This is a genomic window from Hongsoonwoonella zoysiae (genome assembly GCF_013266695.1).
GTDB classification, from domain to species: Bacteria; Pseudomonadota; Alphaproteobacteria; order Rhizobiales; family Stappiaceae; genus Hongsoonwoonella; species Hongsoonwoonella zoysiae.
In genome coordinates this window covers 432,141-446,855 of sequence record NZ_JABRXF010000001.1, presented here as the reverse complement: position 1 = coordinate 446,855, position 14,715 = coordinate 432,141, and the positions used below count along the sequence as shown (strand labels likewise).

Annotated in this window: 15 protein-coding genes and 2 tRNA genes; 7 read left to right on the top strand and 10 right to left on the bottom strand. The window is 60.7% G+C overall.

All coding sequences use genetic code 11. From position 1 onward, the window contains the following. The first annotated feature begins 104 nt into the window (after positions 1 to 104). The 3 genes from trxA (at position 105) to HPQ64_RS02060 (ending at position 2,064) form a co-directional block, all read left to right on the top strand. Positions 105 to 425, top strand: coding sequence for a thioredoxin TrxA (trxA, locus tag HPQ64_RS02070; protein WP_172886726.1), 321 nt, complete (start codon positions 105 to 107; stop codon positions 423 to 425). Between the two features lie 143 nt (positions 426 to 568). Next, positions 569 to 1,237: a nucleotide exchange factor GrpE gene (gene grpE / locus HPQ64_RS02065; protein ID WP_172886725.1), complete on the top strand. Its 669-nt coding sequence runs from the start codon at positions 569 to 571 to the stop codon at positions 1,235 to 1,237. 200 nt (positions 1,238 to 1,437) lie between these two features. Next, positions 1,438 to 2,064 carry a trimeric intracellular cation channel family protein gene (locus HPQ64_RS02060; RefSeq protein ID WP_172886724.1) on the top strand — a complete coding sequence of 209 codons (627 nt, stop codon included), beginning with the start codon at positions 1,438 to 1,440 and terminating at the stop codon, positions 2,062 to 2,064. A gap of 3 nt (positions 2,065 to 2,067) precedes the next feature. Here HPQ64_RS02060 and HPQ64_RS02055 read toward each other — a convergent pair whose 3' ends face one another. From HPQ64_RS02055 to sppA, 3 genes are read right to left on the bottom strand one after another with little or no spacing between them, the layout of a single operon-like run. Then, on the bottom strand, positions 2,068 to 2,418 hold the full coding sequence (locus HPQ64_RS02055) for a lipopolysaccharide assembly protein LapA domain-containing protein (RefSeq protein WP_172886723.1): 351 nt from the start codon (positions 2,416 to 2,418) through the stop codon (positions 2,068 to 2,070). Between the two features lie 60 nt (positions 2,419 to 2,478). Further along, entirely contained in the window at positions 2,479 to 2,778 is a 300-nt protein-coding gene (locus HPQ64_RS02050; RefSeq protein WP_172886722.1) for an integration host factor subunit beta, read from the bottom strand. Continuing rightward, the gene (sppA, locus tag HPQ64_RS02045) at positions 2,775 to 3,779 is read right to left on the bottom strand and encodes a signal peptide peptidase SppA (protein WP_172886721.1); all 1,005 of its coding nucleotides are present in this window, start codon (positions 3,777 to 3,779) and stop codon (positions 2,775 to 2,777) included. Before sppA ends, HPQ64_RS02050 begins: the two co-directional genes overlap by 4 nt. Before the next feature lie 221 nt (positions 3,780 to 4,000). Between sppA and panB the strand changes: the two genes are divergently transcribed. After that, positions 4,001 to 4,807: a 3-methyl-2-oxobutanoate hydroxymethyltransferase gene (panB, locus tag HPQ64_RS02040; protein ID WP_172886720.1), complete on the top strand. Its 807-nt coding sequence runs from the start codon at positions 4,001 to 4,003 to the stop codon at positions 4,805 to 4,807. An 87-nt stretch (positions 4,808 to 4,894) separates the two neighbouring features. Here the strand turns inward: panB and rpsA are convergent, their stop codons facing one another. The 3 genes from rpsA to aroA all read right to left on the bottom strand — a co-directional run bounded on the left by rpsA (position 4,895) and on the right by aroA (position 8,827). Beyond that, a complete protein-coding gene (rpsA, locus tag HPQ64_RS02035) occupies positions 4,895 to 6,607 on the bottom strand; it encodes a 30S ribosomal protein S1 (RefSeq protein ID WP_172886719.1) in 1,713 nt (570 codons plus the stop codon). A 250-nt stretch (positions 6,608 to 6,857) separates the two neighbouring features. Next, entirely contained in the window at positions 6,858 to 7,478 is a 621-nt protein-coding gene (cmk, locus tag HPQ64_RS02030) for a (d)CMP kinase (RefSeq protein WP_172886718.1), read from the bottom strand. After that, positions 7,475 to 8,827, bottom strand: coding sequence for a 3-phosphoshikimate 1-carboxyvinyltransferase (aroA, locus tag HPQ64_RS02025; protein WP_172886717.1), 1,353 nt, complete (start codon positions 8,825 to 8,827; stop codon positions 7,475 to 7,477). The genes cmk and aroA overlap by 4 nt, the downstream gene beginning before the upstream one ends. Positions 8,828 to 9,175: 348 nt before the next feature. On the opposite strand from aroA, the gene HPQ64_RS02020 reads away from it, so the two are divergent. From HPQ64_RS02020 to HPQ64_RS02010, 3 genes are all read left to right on the top strand, one after another. After that, positions 9,176 to 9,559, top strand: a complete 384-nt coding sequence (locus HPQ64_RS02020) for a TIGR02300 family protein (RefSeq protein WP_172886716.1) — start codon at positions 9,176 to 9,178, stop codon at positions 9,557 to 9,559. Between the two features lie 310 nt (positions 9,560 to 9,869). Beyond that, positions 9,870 to 9,945: transfer RNA gene (locus HPQ64_RS02015), tRNA-Ala, on the top strand. A gap of 95 nt (positions 9,946 to 10,040) precedes the next feature. Beyond that, a tRNA-Ala gene (locus tag HPQ64_RS02010) sits at positions 10,041 to 10,116 on the top strand. A 387-nt stretch (positions 10,117 to 10,503) separates the two neighbouring features. Here HPQ64_RS02010 and HPQ64_RS02005 read toward each other — a convergent pair. From HPQ64_RS02005 to HPQ64_RS01990, 4 genes are all read right to left on the bottom strand, one after another. Beyond that, entirely contained in the window at positions 10,504 to 12,348 is a 1,845-nt protein-coding gene (locus tag HPQ64_RS02005; protein ID WP_172886715.1) for a methyl-accepting chemotaxis protein, read from the bottom strand. Positions 12,349 to 12,366: 18 nt separating this feature from the next. Continuing rightward, entirely contained in the window at positions 12,367 to 13,290 is a 924-nt protein-coding gene (locus HPQ64_RS02000; protein ID WP_172886714.1) for a hypothetical protein, read from the bottom strand. A gap of 190 nt (positions 13,291 to 13,480) precedes the next feature. Next, positions 13,481 to 13,885, bottom strand: coding sequence for a hypothetical protein (locus HPQ64_RS01995; protein WP_172886713.1), 405 nt, complete (start codon positions 13,883 to 13,885; stop codon positions 13,481 to 13,483). A 2-nt stretch (positions 13,886 to 13,887) separates the two neighbouring features. Then, the gene (locus tag HPQ64_RS01990) at positions 13,888 to 14,619 is read right to left on the bottom strand and encodes a type IV pili methyl-accepting chemotaxis transducer N-terminal domain-containing protein (protein WP_172886712.1); all 732 of its coding nucleotides are present in this window, start codon (positions 14,617 to 14,619) and stop codon (positions 13,888 to 13,890) included. Between the last annotated feature and the right edge of the window lie 96 nt (positions 14,620 to 14,715).

Sequence of the window (14,715 nt, the reverse complement as noted above, 5' to 3'; positions counted from 1 at the left end):
GGCCGTCGTTCGCGCTCGCTTGACGAGGCTTGCCGCACTTCCTACCTTCGGTGCAACTTGAGGGGCGGGCCAGGTGGCGCGCCCGGATATCACGAGAGGCGAAAATGGCCACAAATGTCGTTACCGATGATAGCTTCGAAACGGATGTCCTGAAGGCGTCCGGACCGGTGGTGGTGGATTTCTGGGCCGAATGGTGCGGCCCGTGCAAGATGATCGCTCCGGCGCTCGAAGAGATTTCGGACGAGCTTGCCGGCCAGGTGAAAGTCGCGAAGCTCAATGTCGACGAGAACCAGAACATCGCGATCAAATACGGCGTACGCTCGATCCCGACGCTGATCCTGTTCAAGGACGGCGAACCGGTGGCGACACAGGTGGGCGCGGCGCCGAAGAACAAGCTTTCGGACTGGATCAAGAGCGCGACCTGACGCGCCATTTCTCTGAATGCGAGCGTAAAGTCCGGCGGCTTTTTGCCTGCCGGGCTTTACGTGTTGCCAATAAGCGTTAAAAGGTGCGCGGTACATGAAGTGTGCCGGTAATTCCACCATCGAGACGAACGAACGTATAGGCGATGACGCAGAAAAACAGACCTGAAGAAAACCCGGAAACCGTCGAGACGCAGCATGACGCGGGCGCTGACGCAACCGATCAGGTTGAAGGCGTTCAGGAAGAAGGCGCGAATCCCGAAGGCGAAGGTAACCCGGTGGAAGCACTGAAAGCCGAAAACGCCGAGTTGAAGGAGCGTACGCTCCGCACGCTGGCGGAGATGGAGAACCTTCGCCGCCGGACCGAACGTGAGCTTAAGGACGCCAAGCAGTATTCGGTCGCGGCTTTCGCCCGTGACATGCTGTCGGTCAGCGACAACCTTCGCCGCGCGCTCGAGGTTATCCCAGCGGAAGCTCGCGAAGGGGCGGATGAGGGCCTCAAGAGCCTCGTGCAGGGCGTCGAGATGACCGAGCGCGAAATGCTGAACCAGTTGGAAAAACATGGCGTGAAGAAGCTCGATCCGTCGGGCCAGAAGTTCGATCCGAACTTCCATCAGGCCATGTTCGAGGTGCCGGATCCGAGCGTGCCGGCCAATACGGTCGTGCAGGTCGTCCAGTCGGGTTACATCATTGGCGACCGGGTGCTGCGTCCGGCTCTTGTCGGCGTTTCAAAAGGCGGGCCGAAGGAGGCCAAGCCTTCGAACGGCGGTGGAGAGCGCGCTGAACCTGGCGCTACCGTCGACAAAACGGCCTGATATTCAAGGCACGGAACCTGCGGGACATTTCGGCAGAGCCTGGACTGCCGGAGGAGTTCCGCGGGCCGACAAGTTCAACATGCTTCAAACGCCGCTCGTGGATCGAGCGGCGTTTTTACTTTGCGGTATGAAGTCTCGCATGTCATTGCGTTATGTCTGGCTGCGAGTGCCCGGCCGCAATTTCGCAAGGTCATTACAGCATGCTGCAGGTTTTCGACTTTCTGGGTGTCGCCGTGTTCGCCGTGACGGGAGCTATCGTCGCCTCACGCTTGAAGCTCGATATTCTGGCCTTCGTGTTTTTCGCAAGCTTTACCGGGATCGGTGGCGGCACGCTTCGCGATCTTCTACTTGGGGTTCCCATTTTCTGGGTTGAGGATCAGACCTATCTGATTGTTTGCATTGCCGTCGGTATTGCGATCTGGTTTTCGGCCGACCGGATCGAAAAACTGGGAAAGCCCTTGCGCTGGGCGGATGCCGTTGGGATTTCCGCTTATTGCGTCATGGGCGCGGCGAAAACGCTGTCTGCCGGTGACGTCCCGGTGGTTGCCGTCATGATGGGAATTACGACCGCCACTTTCGGCGGTATCATCCGCGACACGATCGCGGGCCAGCCGACGGCGATCGCCAGGTCGGAAATCTATCTGACCGCGGCATTCGCGGGAGCGACGGTCTACGTATGTCTGAATGCTGCCGGAATCCCGCAATGGCCTGCGGCGATCGCAGGTTTCGCGACGGCCGTGGTCCTGCGTGGCGGTGCGATACAGTTCGGCTGGCAGCTTCCGGCCTATGCGGGCGGGAGCGATAAAACCGGCAAAGGCGAAAACTGAAAATCAGGCGGCGTTGCGCTGATCGGGTCCGGTAAGCGCGGGAGCGTTCGTCGCTTCCGTTATGGCCTTGAGTTTGTCGGCCTCTTCATGCCACCGGTCAGCCTCGCGCCGTTTTACGCGAGCTTCCTTGCGGTATTTGCCCTGTTTCGTCCATGTCGCCACGCCGCCGATGACAACGCCGACCGCGACAGCCGCGAAAAGGAACCAGAAAAGCGGGGCGGTGAGCGTGAGTGCGGGATCGTCGGCCGAGAACGGATCGAGCGAGAAGACAACCTCATGCCGGTTCGCCACCGCGAACACCACAAGAAGAATGGCAAGCGGCAGATAGATCAGGGATTTCAGGAATCGCGCCACGTATCGTTCCTCGAGAGTTTTCATTCGGCCCGTACGGCTTGCGGTAAAATTTGCCGAAGATCAGTCGTCGCCGTGATCGACGCCGCCATTGAGTCTTTCGCGCATTTCCTTGCCCGTCTTGAAGAAGGGCACGTTCTTTTCGCTGACTTCGACCTTCTGTCCCGTTCTGGGGTTGCGTCCGACGCGGGCGGGGCGGTTTTTCACCGAGAATGCTCCGAAACCCCGGAGTTCAACCCTGTCGCCGCGTTTGAGAGCATCTGTGATCTCATCGAGGATGGCGTTTACAATGTTTTCCACATCGCGCTGGTAGAGATGAGGGTTCTGTTCGGAGATCCTCTGCACCAGTTCCGATTTGATCATCGGTCAGCCCCTGTCGTTTCATTTTTATCGGACGCCTCTGGAGCGTGCCAAACCGACACGAGACCGTCAAGCGAAACACCCGGAGGAACAAGGCCTTTGACCGTCTCCAGGTTCGCCAGGAGGCCGCTCGAAAGCCCCTGGCCGAAAGCGGCCGCCAGACGTGAGGCGAAGGGAAGCTCATCGAGTTCGGAGGGTTTGCGCCATGTCAGGACCGGCAAATCCGCAGGCACGCCGCGCTCCGTTTCCAGCCAGTTCACGGCTTCCTCCTCGCCGCCGAGAGCGTCGACAAGGCCCAGTTTCTGCGCACGCATTCCGGAATAGATGCCTCCGGTGGCAACCTTGCGAACCTCCGCCGCGTCCATTTTCCGCCGTTCCGCGACGATCTCAACGAACCAGTCGTAGCTGTCGTCGATTACGGCCTGAAGGTTGGCAACCGCGTCTTCCGGCGTTCGCGAAAAGAAATTCGGCTGCGCCTTCAGGGGTCCGCTTTTGACGACGTCGACCTCGATGCCAAGGGTGTCGAGCAGACCCTTGATATTGCCGTACTGGATATAGACGCCGATGGAGCCGGCCAGCGTCGAGTGGCGCGCGATGATATGGTCGGAAGCGACGGCAGCCATGTAGCCGGCGGAGGCGCCCAGCGTGCCGATCTGCGTGACCATCGGCTTTTTCTCCGCCAGTTTGCGCAGCGCGGTGTAAAGCGCTTCGCCGCCGGTGGTGGAGCCGCCCGGGGAATTGATGGAAACGATCACCCCCTTCACCGCATCGGATTCGGCGATCTTTTCTATCATCTCGTCGCGCTTGCGGTCGCTTGCGATGATGCCGGTCACATCGATGCGCGCAATATGCGCCGAGCGCTTGCCAGGCCCGCCAAGGCCCGCGAAACCGATGACCGCGCCGATAAGCGCCACGGCGATGACAAGGAAGGCGACGACCCGCCAGAAGCTCACCTTGCGGCGAAGTCGGCGACGGTCGACGATCTGATCGGCGTCGAGTGGCATGACGGCTGGAGCCTCCAGTATAATTCCTTCGCGTCTATCGCTACAGCCCCGAGCGCTTCTTGAAAAGACCTACAATGGCAATGCACACCCCGTTCGCCGATAAAAGGGGCGTATTCTGAATGAATTATTCGCCCTCTTGCGGGATTGATTTTGCAGCACGCAATCCGCTAACAGCTACGTTGCAATGCAGCATGGCAGGCGTGACGGAAGGGATTGAAACAATGGCTGAGGTAACGCTGTCCGGCCTTGACGGGGTAAAGCGCGAAGGACGGCGTTTCGCGGTTCTGACAGCCTACGACGCGACTTTCGCGGCCATAATGGCCGAGACGGGGATTGCGGTCATTCTCGTTGGAGACAGTCTCGGCATGGTGGTACAGGGGCGGAAATCCACCGCGCCCGTCACGATGGGCGACATGATCTATCACACCGGGTGCGTGGCGCGCGGGGTTCGCGACAGTGCAAACAGGCCGGTCGTCATGGCGGATATGCCGTTCGGGACGACGTTTTCGCCTCTGGACGCTGCCGGTCATGCCGCTCGGCTCATGCAGGCGGGCGCCAATATCGTGAAACTCGAGGGCGGCGCGATCATGGAGGAAACCGTCAGGTTCCTGACCGGCCACGGTATTCCGGTGTGCGCGCATCTGGGCCTGACGCCGCAGACGACCGACATGCTTGGCGGCTACCGCGTCCAGGGCAAGGGCGAAGAGGCCGGCAGGAAGATCGTGGAAGACGCGCTGGCGCTGGAGGCCGCGGGAGCGCGGATGCTGCTGCTCGAATGCGTGCCGAACGCCGTGGGCCGGGCGGTGGCCGAAGCCGCAAGGGTACCGGTCATCGGTATCGGAGCCGGACCTTCGGTGGATGCGCAGGTGCTCGTGCTGCAGGACATGCTGAACCTCACGCGCGGGCGCAAGGCGCGCTTCGTCAAGAACTACCTTGAGGGGCGGGGAGACGTGCCGGCCGCGTTTCGCGCCTTTGTGGAAGAGGTGGAAACGGGTGCCTATCCGGCGCCGGAACACTGCTACGGGTGAGTTTCCAGGCGGTTGAAGACCCTGACAAACAAAAAAGGCCCGGTCGCGAGACCGGGCCTTCGTTTGTGCAGGAGAAAGCCTTGAGGCTTATTCCTCGTCGCCTTCCTCGCGCGCCTTGAGGGCGGCACCCAGGATGTCGCCGAGCGACGCGCCGGAGTCCGACGAACCGTACTGCGCGACGGCTTCCTTCTCCTCGGCGATTTCCAGCGCCTTGATGGAGACGGAGACGCGGCGCGTCTTCTTGTCGAACTGGGTGATGCGGGCGTCGAACTTCTCGCCGACGGAGAAGCGTTCCGGACGCTGCTCCGCGCGGTCGCGGGAAAGATCGGCGCGGCGCACGAAGGTCGAAAGGTCCGTGTCGACGATTTTTGCCTCCAGGCCGTTGTCCTTCACCTCAAGCACTTCGCACGTCACGACGGCACCCTTGCGGATTTCGCCGGCGGCCGCGGTGTCGAACGGATCACCGCCGAGCTGCTTGATGCCGAGCGAGATGCGCTCCTTCTCGACGTCCACATCGAGGACCTGGGCGCGAACCATGTCGCCCTTCTTGTATTCCTCGATGACCTGCTCGCCAGGGCGATTCCAGTCGAGATCGGAAAGGTGGACCATGCCGTCGACATCGCCTTCCAGACCGATGAACAGGCCGAATTCGGTCTTGTTCTTGACCTCGCCTTCGACCTCGGTGCCGACCGGGAACTTCTCCGCGAAGGCTTCCCACGGGTTCTGCAGGGTCTGCTTGAGACCGAGCGAGATGCGGCGCTTGACGGGATCGACTTCGAGAATCATCACCTCGACCTCCTGGGAGGTGGAGACGATCTTGCCCGGATGGACGTTCTTCTTCGTCCAGGACATCTCGGAAACATGGATCAGGCCTTCGATGCCGGCTTCCAGCTCGACGAACGCACCGTAGTCGGTGATATTCGTGACACGGCCGGTGAACTTGGCGCCGACCGGGTACTTTGCCTCGATGCCGTCCCACGGATCGGCTTCAAGCTGCTTCATGCCAAGCGAGATGCGGTGCGTTTCCTGGTTGACGCGGATGATCTGCACCTTGACGGTCTGCCCGATGGAGAGAACCTCGCTCGGGTGGTTGATGCGCCGCCACGCGATGTCGGTGACGTGCAGCAGGCCGTCGATGCCGCCAAGGTCGACGAACGCACCGTAATCGGTGATGTTCTTGACCACGCCTTCCACGACCTGACCCTCTTCCAGGCTCTGGACGAGTTCCGAGCGCTGCTCGGCGCGGGTTTCCTCAAGCACGACACGGCGCGAAACGACGATGTTGCCGCGGCGCTTGTCCATCTTGAGGATCTGGAAGGGCTGAGGCGTGTGCATCAGCGGGGTGACGTCGCGAACCGGGCGGATATCCACCTGCGAACGCGGCAGGAAGGCAACGGCGCCGTCGAGATCGACGGTGAAGCCGCCCTTGACCTGGTTGAAGATCTGGCCGGTGACCTTCTCGCCCGCTTCGAAAGCGACCTCGAGACGCACCCAGCTTTCCTCGCGACGGGCCTTGTCGCGCGACAGAACGGCTTCGCCAAGCGCATTCTCGACGCGCTCCAGATAGACCTCGACTTCGTCGCCGACCTTCACGCCGCCTTCGTCCTCGCGGCCCTTGCCGCCGAATTCCTTCATCGGAACGCGGCCTTCCACCTTGAGGCCGACGTCGATCACCGCGAGATCCTTCTCGATGGCGATCACCGTGCCCTTCACCACCGCGCCTTCATAAAGCTCCTGGGTGGTGAAAGATTCTTCGAGAAGTGCGGCAAAATCGTCGCGGGTGGGGTTGAGAGTGTCCATAAATTCTCCTGAAAGCCTTTACGGCTTGTCGCCGGCGGGTTCGTGTTGCTTCGGGATCAAGCGCTCGTCCGGCCCGCTCGATGGAGCGGGCGACCGCGTTTTACGCGGGCCGGCGAAGCAGACGGTGCTGATCCGGGTTCGTTCAATTTTCTGCGGCGCCCTGCAATGCCGGGCGTCGCGATACCGTCCCGCCAGCGAAAGCGCAGGCCGGGCGGAAAGCGTCCTGGAAGTCCAAGCGCAAGCGCCGATTTTACCGGGCCTGCTCGACGATATCCACAGCCGCCTTGAATGCGGCTTCTATATCCATTTCGCTCGTGTCGAGCAAGTGGGCATCTTCCGCCGGTTTCAGCGGGGCAACGCTGCGTGAGGAGTCGCGCTCGTCGCGCTTTTTCAAATCCGCCAGGATCGAGGCATAGTCGGCCGGCTTTTCCTTGGACAATAGCTCATCCGTGCGCCGGCGCGCGCGCACCTCCGGAGAGGCGGTCACATATAGCTTCACAGGCGCATCCGGACAGACGACCGTGCCGATGTCGCGCCCGTCAAGAACCGCTCCGGGTTCGCGCCCGGCGAATTCGCGCTGCAGGCGCACCAGCTCGTCGCGCAGGCCTTGCAGGACGGCGATGCGCGACGCCGCTTCGCCGATTTCATGCGCGGACAGAACGTCGCGATCGAGACGCGAGAGATCGAGATTGCAGGCGGCGGAGATCGCGATTTCCTCATCCCCGAGCGGCAGACCGCGCGCAAGAAGCGCTGCCGCAACGGCCCTGTAGGTCAGGCCGGTGTCGAGGTGATGCAGGCCGAAGTGCCGGGCGAGCCGGCGCGCCAGCGTCCCCTTGCCGGACGCGGCCGGACCGTCTATCGCGATGATCATGCGCCCTCCCGCAGGCCGTCGATCTCTCCGCCGATCGAGCGCATCAGTTCCCGGAAACCGGGAAAACTCGTCGCGATGACCGCGCCGTCGTCGACCAGGACCGGTTCGTGCCCGGCAAGGCCCATCACAAGGAAGCTCATGGCGATGCGGTGATCGAGATGGGTCGTTACGCTGCCGCCGCCGATCCGGTTGCCACCGCCCGTGACGGTCAGATCCGTCTCGCCTTCCCGGCAGGAAACGCCATTGGCCTCCAGCCCCCTGGCGACCGCGGCAAGGCGATCGGATTCCTTCACGCGCAATTCAGCGAGCCCCGGCATATGGGTCTCGCCGCGCGCGAAAGATGCCGCAACCGCAAGCACCGGATATTCGTCGATCATCGAAGGCGCGCGTTCCGCCGGCACGGTTATGCCTTGGAGCGCGCTGTGGCGCACGTGAATGTCGCCGATCTCTTCGCCGCCGGTCTCGCGGATGTTTTCGATCTCGAGGTTGGCGCCCATTTCCTTCAGAGTCGTGAAAAGCCCCGTACGATGCTCGTTCAGAAGAACGTCTTCCACGACAAGGTCCGAACCGGGAGTTATCAGCGCGGCAACGATGGGGAAGGCCGCCGATGAGGGATCGCCCGGAACGGTGATGTCCTGGGGTTTTAGCGTCGGCTGGCCGACAAGGCGGATGACGCGCTCTCCCGCATCGTTGAGCTCCACCGTGATATCGGCGCCGAAGCCTTTCAGCATCTTCTCCGTGTGGTCGCGCGTTGGAACCGGCTCGATGACCGTGGTTACGCCCGGCGCGTTCAGGCCCGCCAGCAAGACCGCCGATTTGACCTGGGCGGATGCCACAGGCACCCGATAGGTCAGCGGGCTTGGCGTTTCAGGGCCGCGAACGGAAAGCGGCAGCCGGTCTCCCGAGCGGGCGACGACCTGAGTGCCCATCATGCGCAGCGGATCGAGCACGCGGCCCATCGGGCGGCGCGAAAGCGAGGCGTCGCCAACGAAAGTGGTCGCGATCGGATGCGAGCCGACGATGCCGAGCGCAAGCCGAACGCCGGTACCGGCATTGCCGAAATCGATCACGCTTTCAGGCTCCAGCAGGCTGCCGAGGCCAATGCCGTCAACCGTCCATATGCCGTCGTCGTTGCGCTCGACGCGCGCGCCAAGCGCGCGCATTGCAGCGATCGTGTTCAGCACGTCCTCGGATTCAAGAATTCCGCGAACCGTGCTGCGTCCCACCGCGAGCGCGGAAAGCATGATCGAACGATGCGAGATCGACTTGTCACCCGGCACGCTAATGCGCCCTTTAAGCGGCTTGCCGGGGTTGGCGGTCAAAGGCAGGGGCGAAGAAGCGTGGGACATTTCAAATTCCGGGGTTGCATCGGCACCATAAAACGGCTCCACCTAGAACATTCGGTCCGCATATTTAAGAATGCTTGCCGAATGCTCCGGGATTGTGAAACTGATCGGCATTCCTTGTTCGGATCATTCCACCTGAGCGCAGGCTGATCTAGCACGAAGGAAGCGAGCCGTCACCGTCGCAGATAAGCGTTGGTTTCATGGCCTCGGGCGGCGGGCTCGTACGCTATCGTGTGTAGCGGTTTTGCCTTGCGGGGCAAGCTTGATACCCGCCGGCGAGATTTGGCTTTGACACGCGGGCAGGCAGCGTTTATGCGAACCCCGCTTAATTGAGGATAAGGGTCTAGAACCGTGGCGAAACCGGAACTCGGCACCAAGCGCCTCTGCAGCGGATGCGGCGCAAAATACTACGATCTCAATCGCGACCCGATCACTTGCCCGAAGTGCGGGACGATCTTCGCGCTTGAAGCGGCAAGCGTGCGGCCGGCCAAGGCTTCCAAGAAGGCCGTGGTCGAAGACGATGACGAGGAAGAGGAGCTTGAGGGCGCCGAACTCGTCAGTCTCGAAGAGGCCGATGCCGATGAAGGGGACACCGTCGACGGCGACGACACCGACGATGTCGAGGTCGATGAAGATATCGGTGGAGACGATGATGTCTTCATTGAGGAAGAGGATGATGACGACGGTGACGTGGGCATCCCGGTCGAGCGCGAGGACGACGATACCGACCGCTGAAGTGCGGGGTTGATCGCGGGTCGCGAGGCGGGAAAACCCGCTTCGCAATCCACAGCCGGTCCGGCTTTGAGATGCGCGAACGGCGGAAGGCGACATTGTGCTTGACACCTAGGGCGGACAATCTATGTTCCGCCCGCACTGGAGTGGTTCTCGGCGAGGTCAAGGTGCCTTGCGGGAAACAAATCGCTCCGGATAGAACAGCCGGGCATCCCGTGTGCAAATGCATGATCCGGGGTGCTCGAAGGCCGGTTTCCCAAGCCGGCTGGTTAGTTCGCCCGGCCGCGCATCGCGGGCGCGACGGACGGTGAACGGGGCCGTAGCTCAGTTGGGAGAGCGCTTGAATGGCATTCAAGAGGTCAGGGGTTCGATTCCCCTCGGCTCCACCAATTCCGTCAGTGTCGTGGCATTCGACGGCGGGTAAACCGGCGCTCGGCTGCAAAGCGAGGTCGGTTGCCGGTTCGATAGATAACGGGTTCATACCGGGGCCGTAGCTCAGTTGGGAGAGCGCTTGAATGGCATTCAAGAGGTCAGGGGTTCGATTCCCCTCGGCTCCACCAATTTTCCAAGCAATTGAAAATCGTTCGTTCCGGATGCGGATTATCCGTAATTAAACGTCTTGTGGCAGAGCTATATTCCGACGGCGCTTGAAAGCTGATTTGGGGTCGAGGATATGTTCCAGGAAATTGATCCGGGTGCGAATTCCACCCGACCGGACAGATCCGTCCTTGGTGACAAGCCCTCTGCAAAACCTTCCGGTCGGCCGTGTGTTCCTTTTCCTGTCGGGCCTTGCTTGCGCTGTGCCGCCCGGATGCATGCAAGGCGGGCGGCACTGGATCTCGTGAAGCCGATGGCAGTAAAAACTCCCCCGCGATACCGGTGTCGTCCCGGTGCCGCGCGGAAGTTTGAAGGATCAAAAGCGAACCGGAACTTCCGGTCGAAAGCCGTTATGCTGCGCGGAGTCCTTTCAGGAACTCGGAGATTTCCGAAGCCAGTTCGTTTGCATGTGAGGCAAGCTGTTCTGCCGATTGCAGACTGCGAGCCGCGGTATTGGTCGCGTCCTCCGTCACCTGCGTGACGCGCTGGGTGCTTGAGGAGACATCCTGGGTTCCGACAGAAACCTGTTGAACGCTTTGGGCGATTTCCTGTGTTGCAGAGGTTTGTTCTTCCACCGCGCTGGCAATCGTCGTCGCAATGCCGTCCAGGCCTCGGATTGTCGCCGAAACCTTGGTGATCGCGTCAGCCGATGTGGTCGTCGCCTGCTGAATAGCGGCGACCTGCTCCGAGATTTCGGATGTGGCGCGGCTGGTCTCGTCGGCAAGTTTTTTCACTTCCGAGGCGACCACCGCGAAACCCTTGCCCGCGTCGCCGGCGCGAGCTGCCTCGATCGTGGCGTTGAGCGCAAGCAGGTTCGTCTGCTCGGCGATATCGCTGATGAGGCCGACGACCGAGCCGACACGGGCCGCCGTCTCGGAAAGCACCTTGACCATCGATACGGTCTGGTCGGCGTCGTTTGCCGCGGCGTTCGCAGCATCCGCCGATTCGCTCGCCTGACGGCCGATCTCGCGCACGGACGCCGCAAGCTCCTCCGTGGCGGAGGCCACCATCTGCACGTTCGAGCTGGCCTCATGCGATGTCGTTGCCACGGATTGGGCTTCATCCTTCGCAAGACGTACCGCCTCGCTGAGGGATTGAGCGGCCGTGCGCTGCTCGTTCGCCGCGTTCTGCACCTGGGAGATGATGGCGCCGACAGATGTTTCGAAGTTCGCGGCAAGCTCCTCCATCATCCGGCGCTGCTGCTCGTCGGTGTCGCGTTTCAGGCGCTCCTGTTCCTCCGAAAGCCTGCGCGTTTCCACCATATTGTCGCGAAAAGCGGTCATCGCCTCGGCAAGCTGGCCGATCTCGTCCTTTCCGGCGGCGGGAATGGGAGTTTCGATATTTCCGCCGGCAAGCTCGCTCAGGGCGGCCACCATTTTTTTCAAGGGGCGGGTGATCGTCATGACGGACACGAGCGCGGAGCCCACAAGCAAGCCCACTACCGTTATGCCGACGAATGTGAGGATCGCCTTGATCTGCGAATTCGCCTTGGCCTTGGCCTCGATGTCGATCTCTTCGAAGCGCTTGGCGATTTCCGTCTGCAAGGTGTTCGCAAGGGCCGTCATCATGTTGGCGGAGCGCGTCAGCCGCTTGGTGACGGCGTCAAAGCGAAACCTTTCCTCGAAGATAAAGTTCGTGATGGCGCTGTCCATCTGATAAAGCAGGGCGAGGCCGTTCGTTCGATCGGTGGATGCCTTCGCGAATTCAATCAGCTTGGTCACAATGGTTGCATTGCGGCGCAGGTACATGTACTGGCGGAAAAGCCGGTTATCGCCGATTTCGGCGATAAGGATGTCGAATTCCGACAGAGCCTCTATCGCGGCCAGATATTTCGCCGCCGCTTCGTCCAGCTCGCCTACAAGGGCTTGGGACCTGTCGAGATAACCCGGATCGCGGTTCAAGAGGCCGGTTTGCTGGTTGTTGGCAAGCGCGGAGACCGCCAGGACCAGCGTATTTGTCGCGGCAAGCGCGTTTTGCGCCAGCAATTGCGATTTCGCATGATCCTTCGTCTGCCAGGCAATGTCGTCAAGGCTTGAACTGAAGGTGTCGTACATCGTCTTGGCTTCGTAGACGACGGCACCCGCAAGAAGAACGATCGGAACGAGGGCGAGTGCGAAAACTCGCGTGTTGATGCCGAACATGGATGCGATGGGCAGGGACTTGAGCTTTGCGAGCATCGACTTTGTTGCGAGCATGAGACGTCCAACTCCGGGTTATTCTGCGGCGACGATTGCGGCCAATTGGGCGCGCGAGCCGGCTATTGCGTTCTTTACGTCGGCCGGGTTCTTGCCCGCCTGGGTTGGGATGCGCTCGAGCGGGTTTTTGTCGCCAAGCGCAACGTTGAGCGCATAGACGTCGGCCAAGGCGAATTGCGCGGCGAGCAGGACATCGGCGGGCCTGATCGTCTTTCCACCCTCGGGAACAGGCGGGACGGCAACGCCGGAGGGCAGGGCAAGGCTCGCATCGTTTTCGGTCGCGTTTCGCAGGTCGTCGATCAGACCCATGACCTCCGAAAGCGCATCGCTCGGCATCGCCGACTTGACGGCCTCGGCCTTGACGTTCGTCGGAGCGCCCTTCAGGGAAGCGACTTTTGTCATTTCCTGGCGAATTTCCAGCGCTGTGCGCTGGACGTCGTTGGGAAGCGTTACGGGCACGCCCAAAAGTACCAGACCGTCGTTGATCGCACGCAGATGCGCCAGCACTTCTCCGGGCGTCCTGTCGCCGTCGCGCCCCGGAAGGTCGATCTTGAGATTTACACCATAGATGGGCCCCAGTTCCTGAAGTTCGCTTGCGGCTTGCTCCAGAACGGCGACTACATCCGCAGCCCGGGTCGGTTTCGCCTCGGTCGTGGGGGCCGGATTTTCCGCGAGGCCATTCAGCAGCCGCAATGTCTGGATGCGTTCGAAAACATCCACCGCGACACGAAGGACATGCCGCGGACGACTTGGGACGATCGCGGGATCCGGCAGATCCTTCACGTCGTAAAGATCCGCCTCGAGCATCATGAGAACCATCGATTTGATCTGGGCGGCGCGCTGAAAGGCGTCTGTCGGGGTCAGGTCTTGTGCCGAAACAGGCGTGGAATAAAGACCGAGCGTCATGACCGACAGTGCTGCAAACCATTTGAATGCGCGCATGCGAACCTCTTGGCGGATATCTTCTTGAAGGATCAAGGGCATTTGTACAGTTACGGATATCACGAAAGTGTGTATAAAAATCTAATGTTCTTGGAAAAAAATATTTAAGCTATAGAAATAAATGAAATTATACGTAGAAACACGAGGCAATAAATGACGTTACGGAATTTTTTCGAAATTAAGCTTATAACTATATGCGGAAGAAAACCTTGAAAATTTTATTGAAGGAAATACAATTTATAGTAGTTTTCCGAAAATAATAATTCCTTAGTTGGTGTGAAGTCTGTTCGCAGGTGTGACAGATCGCGATGAAGGCAAGCGGTCCCGCCAATCCGCAAAGCGCGATGAACGAAACGCCGAGCGTTTCGACCGGCGAGCCCGTGGTTGCCGCCAGCAGATGCGCTGAAAGGACCGTGCCGAAGCTCGCGACCGGTTCGTCCTGCAGGGCAATCAGAATCACGGCCAGGGCGCCATATGAGCCGAGAACGAAATCTTGCGGCACGAGCGGCGACAGAACATGGGCAATACCAAAAAAAAGCGCTGTGGCCACGAGGCCCTTGATACCCTTGAAAAGGACATCCGTGTCGAAGCGCATCGTCACGATGCCCGGTTGGAGAGATTGCGGACGATCAGCTTCGATGATTCGCCGATTTCGTCCGATATCCGTTTCAACTCATCGGTCAGGGCGCCGAACTCCCGGCCGTATTCGCCGGCGCGGATCGAGGAAATCTTGGCGTTGAACGCGACGAGGCGCGACATATGTGCCGATTTCCGGATTTTCTCGAGTGCCTCCAGGACGGAGCGGGTCTCCTTTTCGCGCAGCAGGTCGATTTCCTTGTTGAACGCTATGTAGTCGTCTTCCAGCGCCTTGACGATCGCCTGCAGCAAAAGCAGCAGGTCGTCTTTGATGAAGGCGATGGAATCGAGGAAGCCTGGGACATCGTAGTCCCGCCCTCCGGTAAGATCGGCTTCATATCGCTCGCATATCGCGATGAAGCGTTCGATATCCTGCCCACCTTGCGCCTTGCCGAAAAGGATCTCCTTAACCCCTTCGCAAAAGAGAGGGGGGATGCCGCGCTCACGATCTCCTTTGACGAGGGTTGCGTGCGCTGAGCGAAAATCCGCTACCGCGCTTCTGAACGCCTTGATTTCTTCGTCGCCGATGGTCCGCTCGCCCTGCCTGTGGATATGAAAGTTCAGCAGATAAAGTCCGACACGCTGCGACAGCATGCGCTGGCGCCCTGTCAGATTGATCAAGGCGACGTAGACCGGGCCGCTGAGGGCGGAATGGTCCGTCGATTCCGGGGTGTGCAAGGTCGCGGAGTTCATTCGCATTCCCCAATGGCGTTCGGAAGGCTCGCCTGCATCCGCTCTCGCGATCGGACATCGCCGTGGAATCGGGTTGCTGCTGGCCGCAAAGAGCCG

Excerpts from the sequence above, each read along its gene's own strand:
- cmk (WP_172886718.1), bottom strand. The coding sequence starts at position 7,478 with ATGATCATCGCGATAGACGGTCCGGCCGCGTCCGGCAAGGGGACGCTG.
- panB (WP_172886720.1), top strand. The coding sequence starts at position 4,001 with ATGGCTGAGGTAACGCTGTCCGGCCTTGACGGGGTAAAGCGCGAAGGA.
- grpE (WP_172886725.1), top strand. The coding sequence starts at position 569 with ATGACGCAGAAAAACAGACCTGAAGAAAACCCGGAAACCGTCGAGACG.
- rpsA (WP_172886719.1), bottom strand. The coding sequence starts at position 6,607 with ATGGACACTCTCAACCCCACCCGCGACGATTTTGCCGCACTTCTCGAA.
- HPQ64_RS02050 (WP_172886722.1), bottom strand. The coding sequence starts at position 2,778 with ATGATCAAATCGGAACTGGTGCAGAGGATCTCCGAACAGAACCCTCAT.
- HPQ64_RS01995 (WP_172886713.1), bottom strand. The coding sequence starts at position 13,885 with ATGCGCTTCGACACGGATGTCCTTTTCAAGGGTATCAAGGGCCTCGTG.
- HPQ64_RS02005 (WP_172886715.1), bottom strand. The coding sequence starts at position 12,348 with ATGCTCGCAACAAAGTCGATGCTCGCAAAGCTCAAGTCCCTGCCCATC.
- trxA (WP_172886726.1), top strand. The coding sequence starts at position 105 with ATGGCCACAAATGTCGTTACCGATGATAGCTTCGAAACGGATGTCCTG.
- aroA (WP_172886717.1), bottom strand. The coding sequence starts at position 8,827 with ATGTCCCACGCTTCTTCGCCCCTGCCTTTGACCGCCAACCCCGGCAAG.
- HPQ64_RS02060 (WP_172886724.1), top strand. The coding sequence starts at position 1,438 with ATGCTGCAGGTTTTCGACTTTCTGGGTGTCGCCGTGTTCGCCGTGACG.
- HPQ64_RS01990 (WP_172886712.1), bottom strand. The coding sequence starts at position 14,619 with ATGAACTCCGCGACCTTGCACACCCCGGAATCGACGGACCATTCCGCC.
- HPQ64_RS02000 (WP_172886714.1), bottom strand. The coding sequence starts at position 13,290 with ATGCGCGCATTCAAATGGTTTGCAGCACTGTCGGTCATGACGCTCGGT.
- sppA (WP_172886721.1), bottom strand. The coding sequence starts at position 3,779 with ATGCCACTCGACGCCGATCAGATCGTCGACCGTCGCCGACTTCGCCGC.